This window comes from Enterobacter cloacae complex sp. ECL411 (genome assembly GCF_021869665.1).
Taxonomy (GTDB): domain Bacteria; phylum Pseudomonadota; class Gammaproteobacteria; order Enterobacterales; family Enterobacteriaceae; genus Enterobacter; species Enterobacter intestinihominis.
This window is the reverse complement of sequence record NZ_CP091486.1, coordinates 1,692,148-1,715,667: the sequence shown is the minus strand read 5'-3', so window position 1 is coordinate 1,715,667 and position 23,520 is coordinate 1,692,148. Positions and strand designations below refer to the sequence as shown.

Genomic DNA, 23,520 nt, shown 5'->3' with positions numbered 1-23,520 from the left:
GGGTTGGGCAGTCAAAACATGCCCAGTTTCAAGACATGTCAAACAGGTCAGAGTCTTATCTGTTCATCTGGAACAAAGACATACCCTGCATATCGCTAAAGGCTTTATACGAGGCCTGCAAAGCCGCCTGCTGCATGGTGTAGGAAGAAATCACCGAGTTCCAGTCCACGTCGACCAGGTCGCTCATCTGCTGAGTCTGGCCCAGCGCGCGGTCTTCACCCAGAGAATCCAGCTTGCCCAGCTCGTCCAGCTTGATGCCGAGGTCGGCGCGCACGGTCAACACGTTGTTGAGGGAGTTGCTCAGGCCACGGTTGGCTTTATCAATAGCCGCCGTAAATGCTTCAGCCTTCGTTTCGTCATCGCCAATCGGCTTATTCAGCGCTTCAATTGCGGAGTCGAGGATCTTGAACAAATTCGTTTCCGGCGTACTACCATCTGGCTCTGGCTTCGCATTGCTGGTGAAGCTATCGAAAACTTCAGTGCCCGTATGGCTGATTTGCATCGTGCGCGCAGAGTCAACCTGCTGGCTGATTGGCGTTCCGCCACCCTTATAATCACCCGTAGCCTGGTCGAAAGCCGCCGCTTCGGTTTTGTAACCGGAAAAAATATAGCGACCGTTACCGTCCGTGCTGTTAGCCAGGTTCATGAGCTGATCGCGAATACCTTGCAGGTTCGTTGCCAGCGAAGCGCGGTCATCGTCACTTAACGTACCGTTGCCTGCATTGACAATCTTTTCCTGAGCAGCCTGGATAGCGGTTGTCACTTGCGATAACACGTTTTCTTCCAGCGAGACTTTCGTCGTAGCGAAGGAGCGCGCCAGCGCATACTGGCTATTTTGCGTTTGGGCCTGAGAGAGCACAACGGCCTGCGAAGCGGCAATCGGATCGTCAGACGGACGGTTGATACGCTTCCCCGTAGACATCTGCTCGCCGTAGCTGAGCCAGAGGCTTTGGGAGTTCGTCACGCCGCGCATGCTTTGCTCATACATCATTTGAGTACTAATACGCATTTTTTATGCCTCAGCCTTAGCGGATATTGATCAATGCATCAAACAGCGTGCTCGCCGTTTGCAGCACCTGCGCATTCGCCAGATAGTACTGCTGATAGCGTTGCAGGTTGCCATACTCTTCGTCCAGGTTAACCCCGGAGATTGACTGCTGTTGTTTGGTCAGCTGCGTAACAACGTTAACTTTGGTTTCGCTGCTGGTTTTCAGCGACGCCGTGGTGCTGCCCACCGTACTGACCAGCGCGGCATAAGCATCGTTAAAGGTTTTGTTCCCCCCCACCAGCTTGGCGCTCTGCAAATCCAGCAGCTTTTGGCCATTGGTATTGTCGCTTTCGCCGCTTCCTTGCGCGGAGGCCATCGCCAGTTTGGACTCGTCGCTGATCGCAACGTCCATATTCACGATAACGTCATTCACCGGCTTCACGATAAAGCTGTCTTTATTATTGGCCGAGCCGCTAATGTTGACGTTGAGGCCATCAAACGACAGATTACCGCTGGTATCCGGCATAGCCGTGAAGCTGGTGTTGTCTGACAGACGCGTGATTGTCCAGTCAGTACCGTTATACTCAACTTTGTAGTTTGTCGCCTGGACCTTGGTACTGTCCGTCATCGTTGCCGTCACGGACGCGCTTCCGGTGTTCTTACCGTTACTCAGCACTGCCGGGGAGCCAAAATCAAACAGCTTGCCGCCTGCGTCCCCGTTGGCATCAAAGCCCGCCTGGTGCTGGGTATTCATGGCATCCGCAAACGCCAGCGCCATCTGGTTAAGCGTATTTCGCGCCTGATCCAGATCCTGAGAACGGAACGTTAACAGCCCCCCAAGCGACCCCGTGGTGATCTGTTTTTCTGAGATCTCCACGTTGCCTGCTGCGGCATCCACATACGCAATCGTTGTACGTGCAGGGTCCGCGCTGGATTTCACCGCAGCCAGCTGGCTGGCGTTGCTGCCCTGTACCAGGGTGTAGCCGTTGGCGATAGAGATGTTGTAGGTGCCGCTGTCCTGTACGGTCACGTCCACACCGACTATTTTGTTCAGTTCGCTCACCAGCTGATCGCGCTGATCGAGCAGTTCGTTCGGGGATGCGCCCGCCCCTACGCCAGTCAGCCGGGAAATCTGATCGTTAAGGTTGGCAATCTGCTTCGCATAGTTATTGATCTGATCGACGCTGGTAGAAATCGCCGTATTGACCTGCGCATCCTGATCGCGGAGATATTGATCGTTAGTTTTGAACTGGTTTACCAGACCATCTGCCTTCCCGAGTACCGTCTGGCGTGCAGCCGGATCTTCTGCGTTACTCACCAGCGTTTGCAGGCTTTTAAAGAAATCCTGGAGGTTGGCAGAAAGCGAGTTCGTGGTATCCGACAGCACGTCGTCAATTTTCGACATCTGCTGGTAGCGCGTGGTCAGGCCGCTGCTCTGGTTCTGCGCCGCGCGCAGCTGGTTGGTAATAAACGCATCATATTCACGCTGAACGCCGGAGACATAGACCCCGTTACCCACCCAGCCGCCGCCGGTCAGGGTGCTGTTTGATGCGCCCAGAATGGTAGTCTGGCGGGTATAACCTGCCACGTTGTAGCTTGAAATATTATTACTGACGGTATTGAGTGCCGACTGCGCAGCACTGAGGCCACTCATGGCGCTGTTAATCAAACTGGACATGGGGGTTCCTTTTATACGTTCAGACACGAGTCCTGATGAAGGTTATCGGCAACCTCCACCGGGACTTGAGAACTTTCAGAACAGATTTTCGAGATCTGTGCTATACGCTTTGCTGACCTTCTCAGACATGGATTTCAGCTGCTGGATCATGCTGGTCAGCTTGCGTGCATAGTTTGGATCGGTCGCGTAGCCGGCATTCTGCAATGCCTGAGCGCCCTGCTCTGGCGTGGTGGCCTGGGTCACGGCGGTGTAGCGCGGATTCCGGCTCAGCAGCCCGACATAATCCGACAACGCTTCCAGATACGAGCTGTAGACGCGGAATTTGGCTTTCACCTTCACTGCCGCACCGTTCTCATATTCGGTGGTGGTAATTTCCGTGGTCGGCCCCTTCCAGCTGGAAGTGGCCTTCACGCCAAAGATGTTGAAGCTCGGCTCGCCGTTCTCCCTGCGGATCTGACGTTGCCCCCAGCCCGACTCCAGCGCCGCCTGCGCCAGAATCAGATGGTGTGGCACGCCGCTTTCTTCACTGGCAAGACGCGCCGGCAGGGAGAGCTGCGCCAGGAAGTCTTTGCTGTCGCCGGAGAGCGGCTCGTCACGCGCTTCTGTCGGCTTCGGCATCGCCTTACGCACCATCTGGGTCAGCGCCTGATTTTGATAACTGGTCACCTTTTCCAGATCAAACTTCAGCGGCACCTGCGGCGGAGCCTCTTCAGGTGGCAGCCCCTGAGCTGCTGCGGTCTGTTTCACAATCATGTCTGCCAGGCCGAGCCCCTTTCCGGCGGTCATTTGCTGGGCAATCTGCTGATCGTACATGCTGGTGTAAAGCCGTGTGGAATCGCTGCTGAACATGCCATCTTTCGGCAGGGTTTCACGCATGCTTTTCAACATCATCTGCACGAACATGCCTTCCACCTGACGGGCAACCGGGCGGATATTCGCCGCCGGATCCTTGCCCGCTTTGGTTTTCAGCTCGTTGAGCGACTGGGCATCCCAGGCGGCACTGGTCAACAGTTTGCTATCGGTCAGCATTTAGATGATTTCCAGTTTAGCGCGCAGGCAGCCTGCACTTTGCATGGATTGCAGAATGGACATCAGATCCATTGGCGTTGCACCCAGCGCGTTCAGGGCACGCACCACGCTGTTCAGGTTGGCGCTGGAGCGCACGCTCTGCAACGATCCACCGCTCTGTCGTAAATCAATCTGCGTTTGCGGGGTCACTACCGTCTGACCGCCACCAAACGGGGTATCCGGCTGGCTGACGTTGGCCGAGCGGTTAACCGTGACGGAGAGGTTGCCCTGCGCCACGGCGCAGCTGTCCAGCGTCACTTCGCGGTTCATCACCACCGATCCGGTACGGGAGTTGATAATGACTTTTGCATCCTGCACCGACACGTTCACTTCCATATTCTGGATATCGGCCAGCATCCGCACCTGGTTGCTGCTACCGGTTGACGTGCGGATCTGCACGGTGCGGGCATCCAGCGCGGTGGCGCTGCCGTAACCCCGGCTGCGGTTGATGGTGTCAGCAATCTGCTGCGCCATCGTGAAGTCTTCGTTATTCAGTTGCAGGTTAATGGTGTTGCCGGTGCCGAACTGGGTCGGCAGCTCACGTTCGATGATCGCGCCGTTGGTAATACGTCCCCCGTTCAGCTGGTTCACCTGCACGCTGCTGCCGCCCGCCGATGCACCTGCCCCGCCAACCAGAATGTTGCCCTGCGCCAGAGCATACACCTGGCTGTCGACGCCTTTCAGCGGCGTCATCAACAACGTACCGCCGCGCAGGCTTTTGGCGTTACCCATCGACGAGACAACCACGTCGATGGTTTGCCCCTGACGCGCAAAGGCCGGATAAGACGCGGTCACCATCACCGCCGCCACGTTTTTCAGCTGCATGTTGGTCCCCGCCGGTACGGTAATACCGAGCTGAGAGAGCATGTTGTTCAGGCTCTGGGTGGTGAACGGCGTCTGGGTCGTCTGGTCACCCGTCCCATCCAGCCCCACCACCAGGCCGTAGCCAATCAGGGAGTTTTCGCGCACGCCCTGCACGCTGGTGAGATCGCGAATGCGATCGGCCTGCGCAACGGTAGCGACCAGCGACAGCGCCACGGCGAAGAGAAATTTATACATAGGTCACCTCGCTTACATCGGCGATAAGTTAAGGAAGAAGCGTTGCAGCCAGCCCATATTTTGCGCTTCGTTGATGTAGCCGTTGCCGACGTACTCAATGCGCGCATCCGCCACCTGTGTGGACGGTACGGTGTTGGTGCCGCTGATAGTGCGAGGGTTAACCACACCGGAGAAGCGAATGAATTCCGTACCCTGGTTAATGGCGATCTGTTTTTCGCCCACCACGTGCAGGTTGCCGTTCACCAGAACCTGGTCAACCGTTACCGTCAGCGTTCCGCTGAAGGTATTGCTGGCGTTCGCGCCACCTTTACCGTTAAAGGTGTTGCCGCCGGAGGCTTCCACATCCGCACGGGCGTTGCCGAACAGCCCTTGCAGATAGCGCGGTACGGTGTCGAAGCCAAAATTGGTTTTGCCGTCGCGGCTGGCGTTCGCCGACGAGCTCTTGCTCGCGCTGACGTTTTCCTGCAACACAATGGTCAGCGTATCGCCGACGTTACGCGGACGACGGTCTTCAAACAGCGGCTGATAACCGTAGTTAATCGGCTGCGCGGTCTGGAAAATAGAGCCGTTCACCACCGGCGAGGGGCCGGGAACGGGTTGGGCGGTAGTCGCACCCTGTACCAATGGTTTAGACGGGATCCAGGCACACCCGCTGAGGGTGACAGCCAGAACAGTCAGGATCGGATAACGAAACGCCGCGTTTTTTTGCATTGCCTTCATCTTCGAAAACAGGGAGCCGGTGCGACGTTTACCGCACCGGGCTACACCTTAGAGTTGCGTCAGTTTTTGCAGCATCTGGTCGGTCGTCGACACTGCTTTACTGTTAATTTCATAGGCGCGCTGGACCTGGATCATATTCACCAGTTCTTCCGCCACGTTAACGTTCGAGGTTTCCACATACCCCTGGTACAGCAGCCCCGCACCGTTCAGGCCGGGGGTACTTTCATTTGGCGTGCCGGAAGACTGCGTTTCGGTGTAGAGGTTCTCACCGATGCTTTCCAGTCCGGTATCGTTCATGAAGGTCGTCAGGTTGAGCTGACCAACCTGGACCGGCGCGGCCTGACCTTGCTGAGTGACACTGACGATACCGTCACGGCCAATGGTGATGCTCAGCGCGTTCGCCGGGATGGTGATCGCAGGCTGAACCTGGAAGCCGCCCGCCGTCACCAACTGACCATTCTGATCCACCTGGAACGAACCATCGCGGGTATAGGCGGAGGTCCCGTCAGGCAGTTGCACCTGGAAGAAACCCTGACCTTTGATGGCAACGTCTTTGCTGTTGTTGGTCTGGGACAGGTTGCCCTGGCTGTGCAGACGCTCGGTGGCGACCGGGCGTACGCCGGTACCAATTTGCAGACCGGACGGCAGCGTGGTTTGCTCAGAAGACTGCGCCCCTGGCTGACGAATCGTTTGATAAAGCAAATCTTCGAAAACCGCACGCTGGCGCTTGAAACCATTGGTGCTGACGTTTGCCAGGTTGTTGGCAATTACATCCATATTGGTTTGCTGTGCGTCCAGACCGGTTTTCGCGATCCATAAAGAACTGATCATAGGGAGTCCTGTTAACTCATAGCCAGAAGTTGGTTAGCCTTGCCTGCGTTTTCATCGACGCTGCTGATGATTTTCATCTGCATTTCGAAGCGGCGGGCGCTGGCGATCATGTCGGTCATGGCTTCGACCGGTTTGACGTTACTGCCTTCCAGCACGCCGGACATCACGCGGATGGTCGGGTCGGCCTGTAACGTGGCGCCACGCGTGGCCTGCGCCGCCTGGGTCAGACGGAACATTCCGTCATCACCACGCTGCACTTCGTTGCCTTCCGCTTTCACCAGCTTCAGACGACCGACAGGCGCAACGGTGTTCGCCGGGTCGCCCGGATTCAATGCCGAGATCGTCCCGTCTGCCGCAATGGTCAGCTCTGACCCTTCCGGCACCGTCAGCGGACCGGCTTCGCCCATCACCGGATGCCCCTGAATCGTCAGCTGTCCGGTGGCGCTCACCTGAATGTTACCGTTGCGGGTATACCCTTCTGCGCCGTCAGCCGTTTGCACCGCCAGCCAGCCGTCCTGCTGAAGGGCAACGTCCAGCGGACGCGCGGTGTAATCCATCTGGCCTGGCGTCATGTCGGCGCCCGGCGTGGAGGCGGTGACCAGCGTACGCGTGGGCAATGACAGCCCTTCTACCGGCACCGCACGCAGTGCGTTGAGCTGTGCACGAAAACCAGGCGTGGAGGCGTTCGCCAGGTTGCTGGCGGTAACAGCCTGCTGATTGAGCGTCTGGCTTGCAGCCCCCATCGCTGTATATATTGCGTGATCCATTGCGCTTTCCCGTCAGCCGCTTAACGCAGGTTAACCAGCGTGTTGAGGATCTGATCCTGGGTTTTGATGGTCTGCGCGTTGGACTGGTAGTTACGTTGCGCGACAATCATGTTCACCAGCTCTTTACTCAGATCGACGTTGGAGGCTTCAAGCGCGCCGTTGGTCAGCGTGCCGAAGTTACCGGAACCCGCGGTTCCCAGCAGGGCAACCCCGGAAGACTGCGTGGCAGACCAGACGTTATCCCCTTCGGATTTCAGGCCTTCGTTGTTGGCGAAGTTTGCCAGCACGATCTGGCCCAGCACCTGGGTCTGTTCGTTCGAATAGTTACCGACAACGGTACCGTCATCGTTGATCTGGTAGCTCACCAGATCGCCCGGCTTATAGCCGTTCTGGCTCGTCGCCACGATGTTGTTCGCACCGGTGTTTTGCTGCATGGAGTTGGCGAAACTCATGTCAAACGTGGCTGGCGTCGCGCCCGGAACGGTGCCCGTTGTGATCTTGATATCATCGCCACCCGTCAGCACACCACTCTCGTTAAAGGTCAGCGTGGTTGCCAGTTTCGCTGCATCTCCCGCTACGCTGCCGTCCTGCGAATACACTTTCCAGGAGTTAGCTGGCGTCTCGTTTTTGACATAAAACAGGTTCATGTTGTGCGCATTACCCTGACTGTCAAACACCGTCACGGTGCCTTTCTTGTTGTAAGAGTCAGGGTTGGACGGATCGAATGCGACGGTTGGCGCGGTATCGGTGGAGTTCAGGTTGATCTGCTGAGAGGCAGTGGTGGTGGACTTCGCCGCCATCAGCGTCGTTGGGATGGAGATCGCCTGCGGATTCGCACCGGTTTGCACCGTAGGCGGCGTGCCGGCAACCGGATAACCGGTTAACTGAAGCCCCTGCATGTTCACCAGGTTACGGTTTTCATCCAGCTTGAACTGGCCGTTGCGGCTGTAGAACACGGAACCGTTGGCATCTACCATACGGAAGAAACCGTTCTGGCTGATGGCGACATCCAGACCACGACCGGTGTTGGTGGTCGTCCCGTCAGTGAAGTCCTGGGTGATACCCGCAACCTTCACGCCCAGGCCCACTTTAGAGCCTGCAAACATATCTGCAAAAGACGCAGAACCGGATTTAAAACCATAGGTCGCGGAGTTGGCGATGTTGTTGCCAATGACGTCCAGGTTGGTGGCCGCAGCATTCAGGCCGCTGACCGCTTGAGAAAAGGCCATGACTTACTCCTGATAAGTATGAAGGCTTAGATAATCTGCCGAACTTCGTCGAGTGTGGTGGTACCGGAGGTACCCAAATCCAGTTTGTTGCCATCGCTACCTTTGATGACGCCCTGAACCAGGGCAAACTGTAGCGGCTGAGCTACCAGCTGCGTGGTGCCGTTGCTGGCGCTAATCGCAACCTGATACGAGCCGTTAGGCGCTTTAGTGCCGTCGGTCAGGCTGCCATCCCAGGTAAAGGTATGAACGCCCGCTTTAAGCTCGCCAATCTCAATCGTGCGCACCACGTTGCCGCTGGCGTCTTTGATGGTGGCGGTGACTTTGTCGGCTGGCTGCTGCAACTCTACGCCAAACGGCGTCGTGGTGGTGGTGGACGTGCCATCGGTGGTGCTGGTACCCGCCAGAATCGTGGTCCCCGGGATCATCACCCCGTGACCGATCAGGTTGGCGGCCTGCAAGGACTGGCTGTTATCGATTTGACCGGAGACCGAGCCGAGCGTGGTGTTCAGTTTCTCAATGCCGCTGACGGTACTGATCTGCGCAAGCTGCGTGGTCAGTTCGTTATTCTGCATCGGATTGGTCGGGTCCTGATTTTTCAGCTGTGCCACCAGCAGGGTCAGAAAGCTGCTCTGTAAATCGGAGGCATTGCTCCCGGTGAGAGAGCTGGAACCGGTCGCACTACTGGTGCTGTTGACGCCGGTATTTGTCGGGTCATTCACGTTTACGGCGATGGACATGCGTGTCTCCTTTACTGGCCGAGAGTGAGTGTTTTGAGCATCATGCTCTTCACGGTATTAAGCACTTCGACGTTTGCCTGGTAGCTGCGCGACGCGGACATGGAGTTCACCATCTCCCCGACCACATCCACGTTCGGCATTTTCACGTAGCCGTTGGCATCCGCGAGCGGGTTGCCTGGCTCGTAAACCAGCTTGTCAGGCGCCTGGCTCTCAACCACGTCCGCCACTTTCACGCCGCCCGTTGCCGCACCCGGTGCAGCATCAACCTGGAAGACGACCTGTTTAGCGCGATACGGTTGTCCGTCAGGGCCGGTCACGCTATCGGCGTTGGCCAGGTTACTGGCTGCCACGTTCAGTCGTTTGGACTGCGCCGTTAATGCCGAACCGGCGATATCAAAAATATTCAGCAAGGCCATTTACTAATTGCCCCCCTGCAGGACGGTCATCATGCCTTTGATTTGCCCGCCGAGTAGCGTCAGGCCTGTCTGGTATTGCAGGCTGTTATCGGCAAACTGTGTGCGTTCCCGGTCCATGTCGACGGTGTTGCCATCAAGCGAGGGCTGATCGGGGACACGATAAAGTAAGTCAGTTGATGGCGCGGTCATCGCCTGAGCGGGAATATGCCGTGAGGATGTCAGGGCAAGTGAGACACCCGTCCCTTCGGCACGTCCACGCTCCATCACTTTTTTGAGTTCACTGGAAAAATCAATATCGCGCGCCTGATACCCGGGGGTGTCCGCGTTGGCGATATTGGCGGCTAAAATTTCCTGCCGCTGGGCGCGTAAGTTGAGCGCTTCCTGCTGAAAACGTAACGCGGCGTCGAGTTTATCGAGCATGTCTCCTCCGCTGATGAGAAAATTTCAGTTCACAGCTTAAATCTCACCCCGTCTCCCCTATCGACGGAATAAGCGCAAAATGCGTCGCTATTTGTTGCGTTGATGGAAAACCACTGCGGGTAGAATTTGCTTAATTCTGGACATGGTGGAACGTGCGATGCGGACTTTTAAACGTGGCCTTGCGGCGACCCTGCTGCTTTTGAGCCCTCTTGTGCAGGCTGAGGGGTTAGAGAACCAGCTCAATGCATTCTTTGCGCAGAAGCTGGCCGGTTTCAGCGATGACGTACGCGTGACCGTACGCACCCCGCCTAACCTTTACCCTTCCTGCGAAGCCCCGTCATTTAGCGTGACCGGCAGCACCCGATTATGGGGCAACGTGAATGTGCTGGCGCGTTGCGCCAACGAAAAACGTTATTTACAGGTTGCGGTTCAGGCGACAGGCAATTATGTTGTCGCCGCCGTTCCCATTCCCCGGGGCAGCCTGCTGCAACCAGACAGCGTAACGCTGAAGCGAGGCCGTCTGGATCAGCTTCCACCGCGGACGATGCTGGATATTAACCAGGCTCAGGAGGCGGTCAGCCTGCGCGATGTCGCCCCTGGACAGGCGATACAGCTCTCTATGCTGCGCCAGGCGTGGCGGGTGAAGGCGGGACAACAGGTGATGGTGGTCGCCAATGGCGAAGGCTTTAGTATCAACAGTGAAGGAAAAGCGCTGAATAATGCCGCAGTAGCACAAAATGCCCGGGTCAGAATGTCCTCAGGCCAGGTGGTCAGCGGCACGGTCGGTCCTGATGGGAATATTCTGATTAACCTGTAATCTTTTTAAAGATTTCGCGGCGACTGCCGATAAATATTCAACAAATGATGATGTCAGGCGCAAACGCCGCGAACCCTCGATGAGGACAACACTATGAGCATTGATCGTACATCAGCCCTGAAGCCGGTTAGCACTGTACAACCTCGCGAAACGAATGAGGCTGCCCCGCAAAAAACGCGTCTGGAAAAAACCTCGACGGCTAACAGCACCAGCGTCACGCTGAGCGATGCGCAGTCGAAGCTGATGCAGCCAGGCAGCAGCGATATCAACATGGAACGAGTTGAAGCGCTGAAAACGGCTATCCGTAACGGCGAACTGAAAATGGATACCAGCAAAATCGCTGATGCGCTGATTCAGGACGCACAGAGTTTCCTCCAGAGTAACTAACCGTATGAGTCGACTGTCAGAAATACTGGATCAGATGACGGTGGTCCTGAACGACCTGAAAACGGTGATGGACGCAGAACAGCACCACCTCTCTTCTGGTCAAATCAACGGCAGCGCGTTGCAACGCATTACTGAAGATAAAAGCTCGCTGCTGGCGACCCTGGATTATCTGGAAAAACAGCGACGCGCTGAGCAAGACACGAAACGCAGCGCCAATGATGAGATCAACGAACGCTGGCAGACCATTACAGAAAAAACCCAGCATCTTCGCGATCTCAACCAGCATAACGGCTGGCTGCTGGAAGGTCAGATTATCCGTAATCAGCAGGCGCTTGAGGTGTTAAAGCCCTATAAAGAGCCGGGGCTGTACGGTGCGGATGGTCAAACGGCCACGGCACGTATCACGGGCGGGAAAAAGATTTCGATTTGACGCACTAGCGGCATGTCATGAAGCGGGGAGCACCTTCTGGTGACTCCCCTTTTGGCGTTTATACCGTGCGGCGGGTAAACTCTTTCACCTTGAAGCCAAGCACCGCCAGCGTGGCAAAGTACGCCACCACCCCGACCACCACCACGGCCATCAGACGCATCAGGCGGTAAGGCATGGTGCCCTGCGCCCATTCAGGCATGACATACAACATGCCAACCAGCGCGGCCGCCATCACTACTACCGCGATCGCCAGACGCAGCAGGAAGCTTGCCCAGCCCGGCTGCGGGGTGAAGATATCCTGCTTACGCAGCTGCCAGTACAGCAGCCCGGCGTTGAGACAGGCCGCCAGACCAATCGACAGTGACAGACCCGCGTGTTTCAGCGGACCAATAAACGCCAGGTTCATCAGCTGCGTCATGATCAGCGTCACAATGGCAATCTTAACCGGCGTTTTGATGTCCTGACGTGAATAGAAGCCGGGCGCAAGCACCTTCACGACAATCAGCCCCATCAGCCCCACTGAGTAGGCTACGAGCGCACGCTGGGTCATGGTGGCATCAAAGGCGGTGAATTTTCCATACTGGAACAACGACACCGTCAGCGGTTTCGCCAGGATCCCCAGCGCCACCGCGCTTGGCAGCGCCAGCAGAAAACAGAGACGCAGACCCCAGTCCATCAGGCGGCAGTATTCATCGTGGTTGCCGCTGGCGAAACTTTTCGACAGCGACGGCAGCAGAATAGTCCCCAGCGCCACGCCCAGCACCCCGGATGGAAACTCCATCAGACGATCGGCGTAGTACATCCAGGACACCGAGCCCGACACCAGGAAAGAGGCGAAGATGGTATTGATGATAAGCGAGATCTGGCTGACGGACACGCCGAGTATTGCCGGTCCCATCTGTTTGATAACGCGCATTGCGCCCGCATCTTTGAAATTAATGCGCGGCAGAACCAGCATGCCGATCTTTTTCAGGTGCGGGAGCTGGTAAGCAAGCTGTAACACCCCGCCGACGGTCACGGCCCAGGCCAGCGCCAGCACCGGTGGGTTAAAATGCGGCGCGGCGAACAGCGCAAAGCCAATCATGCTGACGTTAAGGAACGTGGGGGCAAAGGCCGGCACGGAGAAGCGGTTCCAGGTATTCAGGATGGCGCCCACCAGCGACGCCAGCGAAATCAGCAGAATATAGGGGAAGGTTATCCGCAGCAGTTGCGTCGTCAGGGCAAATTTATCCGCCGTGTCGGCAAAGCCCGGCGCCGTTACCATGATTACCCAGGGCGCTGCCAGCATCCCCAGTACGGTCACGATCGCCAGCGCCAGCGTCAGTAAACCGGAAACGTACGCCACAAAGACGCGGGTGGCATCTTCGCCCTGCTTGCTTTTATATTCCGCGAGGATCGGGACAAATGCCTGTGAGAAAGCCCCTTCGGCAAAAATACGGCGCAGCAGGTTCGGCAGCTTGAACGCAACGAAAAAGGCGTCAGTCGCCATCCCTGCGCCAAAAACCCTTGCCACAATGGCATCGCGAGCAAAGCCAAGCACGCGGGAAAACATGGTCATCGAGCTGACGGCCGCCAGCGATTTTAATAAGTTCATTAACGTGAAGTTCCACAACCCTACGGATTTCCAGGACGGATAAGCGAAAGCGCCACCCGGCAAAGCCAACAAGCGGCGCTTAGTCTAACCGGATTTCAACGAATTACTATCGGCAGATGTTACAGCGAGTTATTCCGACATCGCTTCGCGCCAGAGTCGTTCCACGATGCGCTGCGCCAGAATGGCCTGCTCCCCGGACGTTTCAGGAACCGTCTGATTCTGCACGCAGGTAATGAAGTGACGCGCGCAGCCCACAAAGCCACGCTGCTCCAGGGTGCTCTGCCAGCCGGGAACGGGTAACGCGAGCACGCCATTGCCCTTCTCTTCCCGCCACTCTCGCATATCGGTGACGTCATACAGCGCGCCATCCGTAACGGCCTGCACGGACTCGCGTTGGCTGCCCGCACGACGATGCATGCTGGTCGTCACCTGTAAATGCTCAACGGCAAAATGATGTTCGGCGTAAACCATTTCACCCTGCTCGTTGGTCAGCAGCGTGCCGCTTTGCAGCTGGGCTTTTCCGTTACTCAGCCACAGGGCCGTATCCACGACGTGGAGATAATCATCCAGCAGCGTGAACCGCAGATCGTTCGGCCCTACGCTGTCGGTACGGTGCTTATCCATACGCAGAGAGGCAAACGAGCCGGACTGCGCTTTAAGCTGCTGATAGAGCGGCGCAAAACGGCGGTTGAAGCCGACCATCAGCGTCAGCTTTTTACGCGCGGCCAGCTCAATCAGTCGTTCAGCATCCTGCACATTTTCCGCCAGCGGCTTATCAACGCAGACGTGAACGCCTGCGTTCAGCAACTCGCTCACCACCTGGAAGTGCGTCGCGGTTGAGGTATGCACAAATACCGCATCACATTCACGGGCTAAATCCTGGAGTGAGCCAGCATAAGGGATGCGCCAGGTTTTGCAGATGCGCTCTGCTTTCTCGCGGGTGGGCGACCACGCCCCTTGCAGCGTCCAGTCTGACGCGGCGCCTAAAACGGGCAGCCATGCTTTTTGCGCAATCCCGCCCAGCCCCACCACTCCAATGCGTAATGTAGTCACGGTTAATCTCCCAGGTGTGCGAGTAAAGCATCCAGACGCTGCTTCAGCCCGGCAACCTCGTCTTCCAGGGCTGCAACGCGCGCGGTCAGGCTGTCGTTTGATGCTGGCGTGTCGGATTCGACGGCCAGCGTAGAGGACTCCACGTCGCCGCTAAACAGGTGCATGTAGCGGCTTTCACGCTTGCCCGGCTCGCGGGCCAGACGCACCACGTAAGGACCGTCCTCGCGTGAGGCTAATCCCTCCAGCGTCTGTTCAACGTCCTGCATATCCTGAAACTCATGCATGCGGGAGGCGCGTGTTCGCAGTTCACCCGGCGTCTGCGCCCCGCGCAGCAGCAGCGTGGTGATAACCGCCACTTCTGCGGCGCTGAGTTTTAAATCGCCAAATTCGGAATTACAAAAGCGCTGTTCATATTTAGTGACGCGATTACCGAAGCCGCTGACGGTGCGCAGGTAGTGGCGCTTCACCAGCTCATCAAGGATATCCTGCACCTCGTGCTCGCCAAGGTTCATCACCGGCTCACGGTTCGTCTTTTGGTTGCAGGCCATCGTGACGGCATTCACGGAAAGAGGATACTGTTCCGGCGTCGTAACCTGCTTTTCCAGCAGGCAGCCAATCACGCGCGCTTCGGCGCCATTTAACTGATATTTCATCTTTTCTCCTTAACGACCCGCGGTCCACTCCTGCGTGGTGAGCGCGGTGAGGACATGGTCCCGCCACTCGCCGTCAATCAGCAGATAATCTTTGGCATAGCCCTCTTTCTCAAACCCCAGGCGGGCCAGCAGATCGCCGCTGCGCTTATTGTGCGGCATGTAGTTCGCCATAATGCGATGGATATGTTGCGTGCGCTGCATGTAGCGAATCGCCGCCGTCAGCGCCTCAAACATGAGCCCCTGCCCCTGCCATTTCTGGCCGATGGAATACCCGAGATAGCAGGCGTGAAACGACCCGCGTACTACGTTTGAAAAATTGGCAATGCCAACGATCTCTTTCTCTTCCGGATCGAGAAGCGCGAAATAAAACGCACTTCCCTGTTTGTGAAATTCCGCAATCATACTGAGGCGCGCCTGCCAGCCAGAGGGGTAGCAATGGCTCTCGTCCCGAACGGGTTCCCAGGGTTTTAAAAACTGGCGATTCTCGGCGTAATAATCCGCCAGACGCCAGGCATCACGCTCATGCACCAGACGAACGACCAGCCTGTCCGTCGTCAGACGCACTTTTGGCACATTACTGCGATAGCCAAACATCGATACCACTCCTTCCCGTCGCTTCTGCTCTGCCTGTTAGCTTTACTATACCTGCGCCTGTGCCTTCTGTGAAAACAGTGACATACCATTTTTATCGCTTTTCACATTTTTCGATGAGAACTCTCTATCAAAGCACCTTTTTGATAAAAAAATATTGTCGCCAGCAGGTATGTGAAAAAGCGCGGCGACACCGCAGAATATTAGCGTGCTCACCTTTTATTTTCCCTGGAGGGAAAATGTCCCGCGTATCACAGGCCAGGAGCCTGGGTAAATATTTCCTGCTCGTCGATAACATGCTGGTCGTGCTCGGCTTTTTTGTCGTTTTTCCACTTATATCGATTCGTTTTGTCGATCAAATGGGCTGGGCGGCGCTGATGGTCGGGATCGCGCTGGGCTTACGCCAGTTTGTACAACAGGGTCTTGGCGTGTTTGGCGGGGCAATAGCCGACCGCTTTGGTGCGAAACCGATGATCGTCACCGGCATGCTATTACGTGCGGCGGGATTCGCCACGATGGCAATCGCTCATGACCCCTGGCTGCTGTGGTTCTCCTGTTTCCTTTCCGGGATTGGCGGCACCCTTTTCGACCCACCGCGTACCGCGCTGGTGGTTAAGCTTATCCGTCCGCAACACCGGGGTCGTTTCTTCTCAATTTTGATGATGCAGGACAGCGCTGGCGCGGTAGTGGGCGCCCTGCTGGGAAGCTGGCTGCTGCAATACGATTTCCGCCTGGTCTGCGCCACCGGCGCGGTGCTGTTTATTCTCTGCGCGCTGTTTAACGGTCTGTTTCTGCCTGCATGGAAGCTGTCGACGGTAAAAGCGCCGGTGCGGGAAGGGCTTGACCGCGTGCTGAGCGATAAACGCTTCGTCACCTATGTTTTAACGTTGACCGGCTACTACATGCTCGCCGTGCAGGTCATGCTGATGCTGCCGATTATGGTTAACGATATTGCCGGCACGCCGGCGGCGGTAAAATGGATGTATGCCATTGAGGCCTGCCTTTCTCTGACTCTGCTCTATCCGATTGCCCGGTGGAGCGAGCGCCGTTTCCGGCTTGAGCACCGTCTGATGGCCGGGCTGTTGCTGATGACGCTGAGCATGATGCCCATCGGCCTGGTGAGCTCACTCCAGCAGCTGTTTATGCTGATTTGCACCTTCTATATTGGCTCAATCATTGCCGAGCCGGCCCGTGAAACCCTGAGCGCGTCACTTGCCGACGCCCGGGCCCGTGGCAGCTACATGGGCTTCAGCCGTCTCGGACTGGCGCTTGGTGGCGCGCTGGGTTACACCGGTGGCGGCTGGCTGTTTGATGCCGGAAAAGCGCTCCATCAGCCGGAGCTGCCGTGGGTCATGCTCGGTATGGTCGGCTTTATGACGCTGATTGCCCTCTGGTGGCAGTTCAGTGATAAACGCAGCACCCGCGGGATGCTGGAGCCTGGCGCCTGACCTTCTGGGGGAGGATATTTACCTCCCTTCACTATCAGTTTTTTCTGCTGGTTTCTCCAGGATCACCCTGACATACTGGCGTATCAGGACAGATGCGCCGATTTTATGTTGAGGAACACCATGAAAAAGATCGTTATTGCCGCTGCGTTAATTGTCAGTGGGCTGCTGGTGGGATGTAACCAGCTTACGCAGTACACCGTCAGTGAGCAGGAAATTAATCAGGCGCTGGAAAAACATAATAACTTCTCAAAAGATATCGGCGTGCCCGGCCTTGCGGATGCACATATCGTCCTGACGAATCTCGCCAGCCAGATTGGGCGCGAGGAGCCTAACAAAGTCACCCTGTCCGGCGATGCCAGCCTCGACATGACCTCGCTCTTCGGCAATCAGAAAGCGGATATCAAGCTGAAGCTCAAGGCGCTGCCGGTCTTCAATAAAGAGAAAGGGGCAATTTTCCTGCAAGAGATGGAAATCGTCGATGCGGTCGTCACGCCGGATAAAATGAAACCGGTGCTGCAAACGCTGATGCCTTATCTCAACCAGTCGTTACAGAACTATTTCAACCAGCAGCCCGCCTACGTTCTGAGCGAAGACAAGAGTAAGGGCGAATCTCTGGCGAAAAAATATGCCAAAGGGATAGAGGTGAAACCGGGTGAAATCATCATTCCTTTCACCGACTAAATACTCCGGGCGCTCAGGCGCCCGTTTTTTTTAACGGAATAGTGTGCAAACGAAAACGTTTCCGCTTATGATTTGTGTCCGGCAAAAACAGCCATCTTATGACTGATCCCTTTCAAGCCGGAGCTTCCATGACTGTACAATCCCAGGTTCTCAAAATCCGCCGCCCAGACGACTGGCATATCCATCTTCGTGATGGCGACATGCTGAAAACCGTCGTGCCGTATACCAGCGAAATTTATGGCCGTGCGATTGTTATGCCTAACCTGGTTCCGCCAGTCACCACCGTCGAGGCCGCGATCGCCTATCGCCAGCGTATCCTTGACGCCGTTCCGGCCGGGCACGATTTTACTCCGTTGATGACCTGCTACCTGACGGACTCGCTGGATCCCAATGAGGTTGAGCGTGGGTTTAACGAGGGTGTGTTCACCGCCGCGAAACTCTACCCGGCAAACGCCACCACCAACTCCAGCCATGGGGTGACGAGCATCGACGCCATCATGCCCGTTCTGGAGCGTATGCAAAAACTGGGAATGCCACTGCTGGTGCACGGGGAAGTGACCCACGCTGACATTGATATTTTCGATCGCGAAGCGCGTTTTATCGAAACGGTCATGGAGCCGCTGCGCCAGCGTCTTCCTGGGCTGAAGGTAGTGTTTGAACACATTACGACCAAAGATGCCGCAGAGTATGTCCGGGATGGAAACGAATTGATTGCCGCCACCATCACCCCGCAGCACCTGATGTTTAACCGTAACCACATGCTGGTGGGTGGCGTTCGTCCACATCTGTATTGTCTGCCGATCCTCAAGCGCAATATCCACCAGCAGGCGCTACGTGAGCTGGTCGCCAGCGGCTTCCCGCGCGCGTTCCTCGGCACGGATTCCGCCCCGCATGCCCTTCACCGAAAAGAGGCGAGCTGCGGCTGTGCAGGCTGCTTTAACGCCCCGACCGCCCTGGCAAGTTACGCAACCGTCTTTGACGAGATGAACGCGTTAGGCCATTTCGAAGCCTTCTGCTCCCTTAACGGCCCGCGTTTCTACGGTCTGCCGGTTAATGACTCGTTCATTGAGCTGGAGCGCAAAGAAAGCCAGGTTGAAGCGTCGATTGCGCTCACCGACGATACGCTGATCCCCTTCCTGGCCGGTGAAACCGTAAGCTGGACGGTAAAAAGCTAAAAAATTGTCATCCCCCTGTTGTCAAACCGCCAATATAACTGTATAAATAAACAGTATATTACACAGGGGGCATTTATGCTTATTGAAGTCACCATTGCCAAAACCACCGTCCTGCCTGCTGGCGCACTCGACGCTCTGGCGGGTGAGCTATCCCGACGTATTAACAGCACTTTTCCTGAAAACGATGGCGCCATAACGGTACGTTATGCGACAGCAAACCATCTTTCCGTCATTGGCGGCGCGAAAGAAGACAAAGACCGCATCAGCGAAATTTTGCAGGAAACATGGGAAAGCGCCGACGACTGGTTTATCACTGATTAAAATTTGCTCCCTCATTGTGTTTTTTTGCCGGGTCGCCCCGGCTTTTTTTCGTTTCGTCTCCTGGAAGTTCAAAATATTTCAGTATCTTCTTAGAAAATCGTGAACAAGATGACGTTTTATTGTTCGAACAATCCTAAAAAGCAGAAAAATGTGTTGCTACCCGTTTATTTTTTCCTGCGGAACCCTTATTAATTGATATACTGAAAAAGCTTTCAGAAAAACATGCATTGAACCTCAAAGTCGTTGTCTTCTAACACGCATTAAGGGGGTTATAATGGAAAAGAATAATGAAGTCATCCAGACCCATCCACTCGTTGGCTGGGATATCAGCACCGTAGACAGCTACGATGCGCTGATGCTGCGTTTGCACTACCAGACCCCGAATCAGCTAAACCGTGACGAAGCGGAAGTTGGACAGACGCTGTGGCTTACAACAGACGTCGCCCGTCAGTTTATTTCTATTTTGGAAGCAGGCATCGCAAAAATAGAATCTGGCGACTACCAGGAAAATGAGTATAAACGGCATTGACCTTATGCCCCTTTTCACTCAACAGGCACCCTCGCGGTGCCTTATTTATTTCGCTCTTGTATAAGCCCACATAGTTAATTACTCTGCTAACAAAGCGTTAGTAAAGAGAAGCCTATGAAATACGATTTGATCATTATCGGAAGCGGCTCCGTTGGATCTGCAGCCGGTTATTACGCCACGCAGGCGGGTCTGAATGTGCTGATGATTGACGCCCACCTACCCCCTCATTCTGAAGGAAGCCATCACGGCGATACCCGTCTTATGCGTCACGCTTACGGCGAAGGTGAGCGCTATGTACCGCTGGTGCTTCGGGCTCAGACGCTGTGGGATGAGCTGGCCGCACTCACCGAAGAACGCATTTTTGAGCGCACCGGGGTCATTAACCTGGGGCCCGCCAACTCCACGTTTCTGGCGAATGTCGAGGAGAGCGCGAAAGCCTACCGTCTGGACGTTGAGCGTCTGGATGCGAACGACATAATGGCGCGCTGGCCGGAAATTTCTGTCCCTGAAGACTACATTGGATTGTTTGAAGCCAATTCCGGGGTACTGCACAGCGAAACGGCCATTAAGACCTGGATTGATCTCGCCGCCAAAGCGGGCTGCGCACAGTTGTTTAACTGTCCGGTCACGGGTATCACCCACCATGCCGGGGGTTCAACCGTCACCACGTCTGAAGGTGAATATACCGCCACGCGCCTGCTGGTGAGTGCGGGAACGTGGGTGACGAAACTGCTGCCGGATCTGCCCATCCAGCCGGTACGCAAAGTCTTCTCCTGGTTCCAGTCTGACGGGCGTTACAGCAGCCAAAACAAATTCCCGGCGTTCACGGGCGAGTTACCTAATGGCGACCAGTACTACGGTTTCCCCTCGGAAAAAGACGCGCTCAAGATTGGCAAACATAACGGCGGACAGGTAATTTCCTCTGCGGAAGAACGCAAGCCGTACGGAGCCTATCCGCAGGATGGTTCCGAAGCCTTCACGTTCCTGCGTAATATTCTGCCGGGCGTAGGCGGGTTGCTTTATGGCGCAGCGTGCACCTACGACAATACGCCAGATGAAGACTTCATCATCGACACCCTGCCTGGGCACGACAACACCCTGATCGTAACCGGGCTCAGCGGTCACGGGTTTAAATTTGCCTCTGTGTTAGGTGAAATCGCCGCCCAGTTTGCTCAGGGGATTGCGCCTTCGTTTGATCTCAAACCCTTCGCGCTCTCGCGCTTTAGCCGATAATACCGCTACAGGCTCCGAATAACCGGAGCCTGATTTGCGAGAGGATCATGATGCGCAGACTGGTGAATTACCTTATCAATAACATCCGCGAGCATTTCATGCTCTACATTGTCCTTTGGTCGCTGCTGGCGATTGTTGACGTCATCTTTATTGTATTCTTCTGAAAACCATCACTGACGTTTATTGACACTCCTTTAAACTTATTTAACTTATAGTTTTTATAAAAAGTCATCTCAAATTTATTGAACGAAGCGATTGAAATACATTGCGGAAACATATTCAAATTCGCTGAAATAAAATAACTAAATAACATTATTCCTTTTTTTCAGTTGCATTATTTAATTAATCCGGCCATTTTTATTGCTCAGACATTTGAGAACGGAAATTCATATGCAATGGCGTAACTCCTCCAGCCGCTACGGAATAATATCCATGTGTTTACACTGGCTATTTGCACTTGCTGTCTATGCCATGTTTGGTCTCGGCCTCTGGATGGTGACATTAAGCTATTATGACGGTTGGTATCATCAGGCCCCCGAATTGCACAAAAGCATTGGGGTTCTGCTGATGATGGGTCTGGTTTTTCGCGTGATCTGGCGACATCTCTCTCCGCCCCCTCCTGCCCCCAAAAGCCATGGCCGTCTTACCCGCATAAGCGCTGTTGGCGCACATATCGCACTCTATGCCCTGCTGTTCGCCATTCTGATCAGCGGTTATCTCATTTCGACCGCAGACGGCAAACCGATCAGCGTGTTTGGGCTCTTTGACGTCCCTGCCACGCTGGCTGACGCCGGTTCACAGGCTGACACCGCAGGTGTGGTTCATCTGTGGCTGGCATGGAGCGTGGTGATCCTGTCTGTTCTGCATGGCCTTGCGGCCCTGAAACACCACTTTATCGATAAAGACGATACGCTGAAGCGCATGCTTGGCCGTTCGTCAGTTGACTCTGGAGCATAAAATGAAAAAACGCCTGTTGGGTATCGCATTAGGTTCGCTGTTATTTACCACCGGTTCGGCCATTGCCGCCGACTATAAAATTGATAAAGAAGGCCAGCATGCCTTCGTCAATTTCCGTATTCAGCATCTGGGTTACAGCTGGTTATATGGTACGTTCAATGATTTCGATGGCACATTTAGTTTCGACGAGAAAAACCCTGCTGCCGATAAAGTAAACGTCACCATTAATACTAACAGCGTCGACACTAATCACGCCGAGCGTGATAAACATCTGCGCAGCGCTGAATTCCTGAACGTAGGCAAATTCCCGCAAGCTACTTTCGCGTCGACAGAAGTGAAGAAAGACGGTGATAAGCTCGCTATTACCGGTAATCTGACGCTGAACGGCGTAACAAAACCGGTAACACTGGATGCGAAATTAATCGGCCAGGGAGACGATCCGTGGGGCGGAAAACGTGCTGGCTTTGAAGCCGCCGGCAAAATTCATCTGAAAGATTTTAATATCACCACAGATTTAGGACCGGCATCGCAGGATGTAGAGCTGATTATTTCGGTGGAAGGCGTTCAGCAGAAGTCATAAAACAGGCCCGGCAGGCTTTTACGCCGCCGGGCAATGTTTTACTCCGGGTCTGGAATACCCAGTTTGGTATTCAGTCGGCCCCGGGATTTATTAAAGATCTTATTCCCGTTCTCGCGCCCGGCACGGCGACGACGTTGCTCTTCTTCAGGCAAGATACTCTCTTCACTGCACAGCTCGCTACAGCAGCCATTAAACTTCTCGGCACATGCAGGACACTGAATAAACAGAAGATGACAACCGTCGTTTTTGCAGTTGGTATGCGTGTCGCACGGCGTACCGCACTGGTGGCAGTGAGCGATTACGTCCTCTGAAATTCGCTCGCCCATACGCTCATCAAACACAAAGTTTTTACCGATAAAACGCACCGGTAACCCCTGCTCGCGGGCGCGGCGGGCATATTCAATGATCCCACCCTCAATATGCCAGACTTTATTAAAACCGTTGTGTTTCATCCAGGCACTGGCTTTTTCGCAGCGGATCCCCCCGGTGCAATACATAACGATCTTTTTGTCTTTATGCTCCTGCATCATCTCAACCGCTTTCGGCAGCTGTTCACGGAAAGTGTCGGCAGGAATTTCCATCGCATTCTCGAAGTGGCCCACTTCATATTCGTAGTGGTTACGCATATCGATGAACACTGCATCCGGATCGTCGAGCATCGCGTTCACTTCAGCGGCCTTGAGGTACTCCCCCACATTCGCGGCATTGAAGCTCGGATCGTCGATGCCATCCGCCACAATACGCTCACGCACCTTCATGCGCAGCACCCAGAACGATTTGCCGTCATCATCCAGCGCAATGTTCAGGCGTAAGCCGTTAAGCGCCGGATCAAAACCATAAAGGAGCTCGCGGAAGGCGCTGACTTTGCTTTCCGGCACGCTGATCTGCGCGTTAATACCCTCACGCGCCAGATAGACGCGACCAAACACGTTCAGGGCGGTGAAAGCCTGGTAAAGCGCATCGCGGGTCGCCTGTGGATCGTTGATGGTAAAATATTTATAGAAAGAGATCGTTGTGCGCGGTTCGGTTTCGGCCAACATACGCGCTTTCAACATCTCATTCGAAACGCGGTTGTGTAACACTGGCATGGTGTACAAGTCCTGCAATCGTTGAGAAATAAAAATCGGTCGGCATGATATAGCAAACAAAGACAATTTA

28 protein-coding genes are annotated in these 23,520 nt (G+C 55.2%); 12 read left to right on the top strand and 16 right to left on the bottom strand.

Annotated features, from left to right (window positions below; translation table 11 throughout):
• Nucleotides 1–55: 55 nt before the first annotated feature.
• From flgL to flgB, 11 genes are all read right to left on the bottom strand, one after another.
• Nucleotides 56–1,009, bottom strand: coding sequence for a flagellar hook-associated protein FlgL (gene flgL / locus L3069_RS08130; RefSeq protein ID WP_022647731.1), 954 nt, complete (start codon nucleotides 1,007–1,009; stop codon nucleotides 56–58).
• 16 nt (nucleotides 1,010–1,025) lie between these two features.
• Nucleotides 1,026–2,666 (bottom strand): flagellar hook-associated protein FlgK, encoded by a 1,641-nt coding sequence (gene flgK, locus L3069_RS08125; protein WP_038415826.1) that lies wholly within the window; start codon nucleotides 2,664–2,666, stop codon nucleotides 1,026–1,028.
• 75 nt (nucleotides 2,667–2,741) lie between these two features.
• Nucleotides 2,742–3,695, bottom strand: a complete 954-nt coding sequence (gene flgJ, locus L3069_RS08120; protein WP_023305862.1) for a flagellar assembly peptidoglycan hydrolase FlgJ — start codon at nucleotides 3,693–3,695, stop codon at nucleotides 2,742–2,744.
• Nucleotides 3,696–4,793 carry a flagellar basal body P-ring protein FlgI gene (locus L3069_RS08115; RefSeq protein WP_022647728.1) on the bottom strand — a complete coding sequence of 366 codons (1,098 nt, stop codon included), beginning with the start codon at nucleotides 4,791–4,793 and terminating at the stop codon, nucleotides 3,696–3,698.
• Between the two features lie 12 nt (nucleotides 4,794–4,805).
• The gene (gene flgH, locus L3069_RS08110; RefSeq protein ID WP_023299788.1) at nucleotides 4,806–5,504 is read right to left on the bottom strand and encodes a flagellar basal body L-ring protein FlgH; all 699 of its coding nucleotides are present in this window, start codon (nucleotides 5,502–5,504) and stop codon (nucleotides 4,806–4,808) included.
• A 57-nt stretch (nucleotides 5,505–5,561) separates the two neighbouring features.
• Nucleotides 5,562–6,344, bottom strand: coding sequence for a flagellar basal-body rod protein FlgG (gene flgG, locus L3069_RS08105; protein WP_000625853.1), 783 nt, complete (start codon nucleotides 6,342–6,344; stop codon nucleotides 5,562–5,564).
• Nucleotides 6,345–6,355: 11 nt separating this feature from the next.
• Nucleotides 6,356–7,111: a flagellar basal body rod protein FlgF gene (locus tag L3069_RS08100; RefSeq protein ID WP_022647727.1), complete on the bottom strand. Its 756-nt coding sequence runs from the start codon at nucleotides 7,109–7,111 to the stop codon at nucleotides 6,356–6,358.
• 20 nt (nucleotides 7,112–7,131) lie between these two features.
• Complete coding sequence (flgE, locus tag L3069_RS08095) at nucleotides 7,132–8,340, bottom strand: flagellar hook protein FlgE (protein WP_015570832.1); 1,209 nt, start codon at nucleotides 8,338–8,340, stop codon at nucleotides 7,132–7,134.
• A 26-nt stretch (nucleotides 8,341–8,366) separates the two neighbouring features.
• Nucleotides 8,367–9,077, bottom strand: coding sequence for a flagellar hook assembly protein FlgD (gene flgD / locus L3069_RS08090; RefSeq protein ID WP_003857994.1), 711 nt, complete (start codon nucleotides 9,075–9,077; stop codon nucleotides 8,367–8,369).
• An 11-nt stretch (nucleotides 9,078–9,088) separates the two neighbouring features.
• Nucleotides 9,089–9,493, bottom strand: coding sequence for a flagellar basal body rod protein FlgC (flgC, locus tag L3069_RS08085; RefSeq protein WP_100167849.1), 405 nt, complete (start codon nucleotides 9,491–9,493; stop codon nucleotides 9,089–9,091).
• A 3-nt stretch (nucleotides 9,494–9,496) separates the two neighbouring features.
• Complete coding sequence (gene flgB, locus L3069_RS08080; RefSeq protein ID WP_022647724.1) at nucleotides 9,497–9,913, bottom strand: flagellar basal body rod protein FlgB; 417 nt, start codon at nucleotides 9,911–9,913, stop codon at nucleotides 9,497–9,499.
• Nucleotides 9,914–10,070: 157 nt separating this feature from the next.
• Here flgB and flgA point away from each other — a divergent pair, with 157 nt between their 5' ends.
• The 3 genes from flgA (at nucleotide 10,071) to flgN (ending at nucleotide 11,547) form a co-directional block, all read left to right on the top strand.
• A complete protein-coding gene (gene flgA / locus L3069_RS08075; protein ID WP_022647723.1) occupies nucleotides 10,071–10,730 on the top strand; it encodes a flagellar basal body P-ring formation chaperone FlgA in 660 nt (219 codons plus the stop codon).
• A 93-nt stretch (nucleotides 10,731–10,823) separates the two neighbouring features.
• Nucleotides 10,824–11,117, top strand: coding sequence for a flagellar biosynthesis anti-sigma factor FlgM (gene flgM / locus L3069_RS08070; RefSeq protein ID WP_003858002.1), 294 nt, complete (start codon nucleotides 10,824–10,826; stop codon nucleotides 11,115–11,117).
• 4 nt (nucleotides 11,118–11,121) lie between these two features.
• A complete protein-coding gene (gene flgN, locus L3069_RS08065; protein WP_022647721.1) occupies nucleotides 11,122–11,547 on the top strand; it encodes a flagella biosynthesis chaperone FlgN in 426 nt (141 codons plus the stop codon).
• 58 nt (nucleotides 11,548–11,605) lie between these two features.
• Here flgN and murJ read toward each other — a convergent pair whose 3' ends face one another.
• The 4 genes from murJ to rimJ form a co-directional block, all read right to left on the bottom strand.
• Nucleotides 11,606–13,141, bottom strand: coding sequence for a murein biosynthesis integral membrane protein MurJ (murJ, locus tag L3069_RS08060; protein ID WP_038415825.1), 1,536 nt, complete (start codon nucleotides 13,139–13,141; stop codon nucleotides 11,606–11,608).
• A gap of 129 nt (nucleotides 13,142–13,270) precedes the next feature.
• On the bottom strand, nucleotides 13,271–14,194 hold the full coding sequence (locus L3069_RS08055) for a Gfo/Idh/MocA family protein (protein ID WP_023305857.1): 924 nt from the start codon (nucleotides 14,192–14,194) through the stop codon (nucleotides 13,271–13,273).
• 2 nt (nucleotides 14,195–14,196) lie between these two features.
• A complete protein-coding gene (locus tag L3069_RS08050) occupies nucleotides 14,197–14,847 on the bottom strand; it encodes a YceH family protein (RefSeq protein WP_022647719.1) in 651 nt (216 codons plus the stop codon).
• 9 nt (nucleotides 14,848–14,856) lie between these two features.
• Complete coding sequence (gene rimJ, locus L3069_RS08045) at nucleotides 14,857–15,441, bottom strand: ribosomal protein S5-alanine N-acetyltransferase (protein WP_003858007.1); 585 nt, start codon at nucleotides 15,439–15,441, stop codon at nucleotides 14,857–14,859.
• A 236-nt stretch (nucleotides 15,442–15,677) separates the two neighbouring features.
• Here rimJ and mdtH point away from each other — a divergent pair, with 236 nt between their 5' ends.
• The 9 genes from mdtH to L3069_RS08000 all read left to right on the top strand — a co-directional run bounded on the left by mdtH (nucleotide 15,678) and on the right by L3069_RS08000 (nucleotide 22,362).
• Nucleotides 15,678–16,886, top strand: a complete 1,209-nt coding sequence (mdtH, locus tag L3069_RS08040; RefSeq protein ID WP_022647718.1) for a multidrug efflux MFS transporter MdtH — start codon at nucleotides 15,678–15,680, stop codon at nucleotides 16,884–16,886.
• Nucleotides 16,887–17,006: 120 nt separating this feature from the next.
• Entirely contained in the window at nucleotides 17,007–17,567 is a 561-nt protein-coding gene (locus L3069_RS08035; RefSeq protein WP_023305855.1) for a lipoprotein, read from the top strand.
• Nucleotides 17,568–17,695: 128 nt separating this feature from the next.
• Nucleotides 17,696–18,742 (top strand): dihydroorotase, encoded by a 1,047-nt coding sequence (gene pyrC / locus L3069_RS08030; protein WP_038415824.1) that lies wholly within the window; start codon nucleotides 17,696–17,698, stop codon nucleotides 18,740–18,742.
• 75 nt (nucleotides 18,743–18,817) lie between these two features.
• Nucleotides 18,818–19,063 (top strand): DNA damage-inducible protein I, encoded by a 246-nt coding sequence (dinI, locus tag L3069_RS08025; RefSeq protein ID WP_038415822.1) that lies wholly within the window; start codon nucleotides 18,818–18,820, stop codon nucleotides 19,061–19,063.
• Between the two features lie 274 nt (nucleotides 19,064–19,337).
• Nucleotides 19,338–19,592, top strand: a complete 255-nt coding sequence (bssS, locus tag L3069_RS08020) for a biofilm formation regulator BssS (RefSeq protein WP_023299782.1) — start codon at nucleotides 19,338–19,340, stop codon at nucleotides 19,590–19,592.
• Between the two features lie 114 nt (nucleotides 19,593–19,706).
• A complete protein-coding gene (gene solA, locus L3069_RS08015; RefSeq protein ID WP_038415820.1) occupies nucleotides 19,707–20,825 on the top strand; it encodes an N-methyl-L-tryptophan oxidase in 1,119 nt (372 codons plus the stop codon).
• A 50-nt stretch (nucleotides 20,826–20,875) separates the two neighbouring features.
• Entirely contained in the window at nucleotides 20,876–20,989 is a 114-nt protein-coding gene (locus tag L3069_RS08010) for a YceO family protein (protein WP_022647713.1), read from the top strand.
• Between the two features lie 226 nt (nucleotides 20,990–21,215).
• Nucleotides 21,216–21,782 carry a cytochrome b gene (locus L3069_RS08005; protein WP_022647712.1) on the top strand — a complete coding sequence of 189 codons (567 nt, stop codon included), beginning with the start codon at nucleotides 21,216–21,218 and terminating at the stop codon, nucleotides 21,780–21,782.
• 1 nt (nucleotide 21,783) lies between these two features.
• Nucleotides 21,784–22,362, top strand: coding sequence for a YceI family protein (locus L3069_RS08000; protein ID WP_022647711.1), 579 nt, complete (start codon nucleotides 21,784–21,786; stop codon nucleotides 22,360–22,362).
• A 38-nt stretch (nucleotides 22,363–22,400) separates the two neighbouring features.
• On the opposite strand, the gene L3069_RS07995 is transcribed toward L3069_RS08000, so the two are convergent.
• Nucleotides 22,401–23,450, bottom strand: coding sequence for a rhodanese-related sulfurtransferase (locus L3069_RS07995; RefSeq protein WP_032624487.1), 1,050 nt, complete (start codon nucleotides 23,448–23,450; stop codon nucleotides 22,401–22,403).
• Nucleotides 23,451–23,520: the final 70 nt, after the last annotated feature.

What these genes read in the sequence shown, in the direction of transcription:
- L3069_RS08050 (WP_022647719.1), bottom strand. Translation starts at nt 14,847, where the DNA reads ATGAAATATCAGTTAAATGGCGCCGAAGCGCGCGTGATTGGCTGCCTG.
- flgA (WP_022647723.1), top strand. Translation starts at nt 10,071, where the DNA reads ATGCGGACTTTTAAACGTGGCCTTGCGGCGACCCTGCTGCTTTTGAGC.
- flgB (WP_022647724.1), bottom strand. Translation starts at nt 9,913, where the DNA reads ATGCTCGATAAACTCGACGCCGCGTTACGTTTTCAGCAGGAAGCGCTC.
- flgN (WP_022647721.1), top strand. Translation starts at nt 11,122, where the DNA reads ATGAGTCGACTGTCAGAAATACTGGATCAGATGACGGTGGTCCTGAAC.
- pyrC (WP_038415824.1), top strand. Translation starts at nt 17,696, where the DNA reads ATGACTGTACAATCCCAGGTTCTCAAAATCCGCCGCCCAGACGACTGG.
- flgG (WP_000625853.1), bottom strand. Translation starts at nt 6,344, where the DNA reads ATGATCAGTTCTTTATGGATCGCGAAAACCGGTCTGGACGCACAGCAA.
- L3069_RS08100 (WP_022647727.1), bottom strand. Translation starts at nt 7,111, where the DNA reads ATGGATCACGCAATATATACAGCGATGGGGGCTGCAAGCCAGACGCTC.
- flgE (WP_015570832.1), bottom strand. Translation starts at nt 8,340, where the DNA reads ATGGCCTTTTCTCAAGCGGTCAGCGGCCTGAATGCTGCGGCCACCAAC.
- rimJ (WP_003858007.1), bottom strand. Translation starts at nt 15,441, where the DNA reads ATGTTTGGCTATCGCAGTAATGTGCCAAAAGTGCGTCTGACGACGGAC.
- dinI (WP_038415822.1), top strand. Translation starts at nt 18,818, where the DNA reads ATGCTTATTGAAGTCACCATTGCCAAAACCACCGTCCTGCCTGCTGGC.
- mdtH (WP_022647718.1), top strand. Translation starts at nt 15,678, where the DNA reads ATGTCCCGCGTATCACAGGCCAGGAGCCTGGGTAAATATTTCCTGCTC.
- flgD (WP_003857994.1), bottom strand. Translation starts at nt 9,077, where the DNA reads ATGTCCATCGCCGTAAACGTGAATGACCCGACAAATACCGGCGTCAAC.
- flgH (WP_023299788.1), bottom strand. Translation starts at nt 5,504, where the DNA reads ATGCAAAAAAACGCGGCGTTTCGTTATCCGATCCTGACTGTTCTGGCT.
- L3069_RS08005 (WP_022647712.1), top strand. Translation starts at nt 21,216, where the DNA reads ATGCAATGGCGTAACTCCTCCAGCCGCTACGGAATAATATCCATGTGT.
- flgL (WP_022647731.1), bottom strand. Translation starts at nt 1,009, where the DNA reads ATGCGTATTAGTACTCAAATGATGTATGAGCAAAGCATGCGCGGCGTG.
- bssS (WP_023299782.1), top strand. Translation starts at nt 19,338, where the DNA reads ATGGAAAAGAATAATGAAGTCATCCAGACCCATCCACTCGTTGGCTGG.
- murJ (WP_038415825.1), bottom strand. Translation starts at nt 13,141, where the DNA reads ATGAACTTATTAAAATCGCTGGCGGCCGTCAGCTCGATGACCATGTTT.
- flgC (WP_100167849.1), bottom strand. Translation starts at nt 9,493, where the DNA reads ATGGCCTTGCTGAATATTTTTGATATCGCCGGTTCGGCATTAACGGCG.
- flgK (WP_038415826.1), bottom strand. Translation starts at nt 2,666, where the DNA reads ATGTCCAGTTTGATTAACAGCGCCATGAGTGGCCTCAGTGCTGCGCAG.
- flgJ (WP_023305862.1), bottom strand. Translation starts at nt 3,695, where the DNA reads ATGCTGACCGATAGCAAACTGTTGACCAGTGCCGCCTGGGATGCCCAG.
- L3069_RS08035 (WP_023305855.1), top strand. Translation starts at nt 17,007, where the DNA reads ATGAAAAAGATCGTTATTGCCGCTGCGTTAATTGTCAGTGGGCTGCTG.
- L3069_RS07995 (WP_032624487.1), bottom strand. Translation starts at nt 23,450, where the DNA reads ATGCCAGTGTTACACAACCGCGTTTCGAATGAGATGTTGAAAGCGCGT.
- flgM (WP_003858002.1), top strand. Translation starts at nt 10,824, where the DNA reads ATGAGCATTGATCGTACATCAGCCCTGAAGCCGGTTAGCACTGTACAA.
- L3069_RS08000 (WP_022647711.1), top strand. Translation starts at nt 21,784, where the DNA reads ATGAAAAAACGCCTGTTGGGTATCGCATTAGGTTCGCTGTTATTTACC.
- L3069_RS08010 (WP_022647713.1), top strand. Translation starts at nt 20,876, where the DNA reads ATGCGCAGACTGGTGAATTACCTTATCAATAACATCCGCGAGCATTTC.
- solA (WP_038415820.1), top strand. Translation starts at nt 19,707, where the DNA reads ATGAAATACGATTTGATCATTATCGGAAGCGGCTCCGTTGGATCTGCA.
- L3069_RS08115 (WP_022647728.1), bottom strand. Translation starts at nt 4,793, where the DNA reads ATGTATAAATTTCTCTTCGCCGTGGCGCTGTCGCTGGTCGCTACCGTT.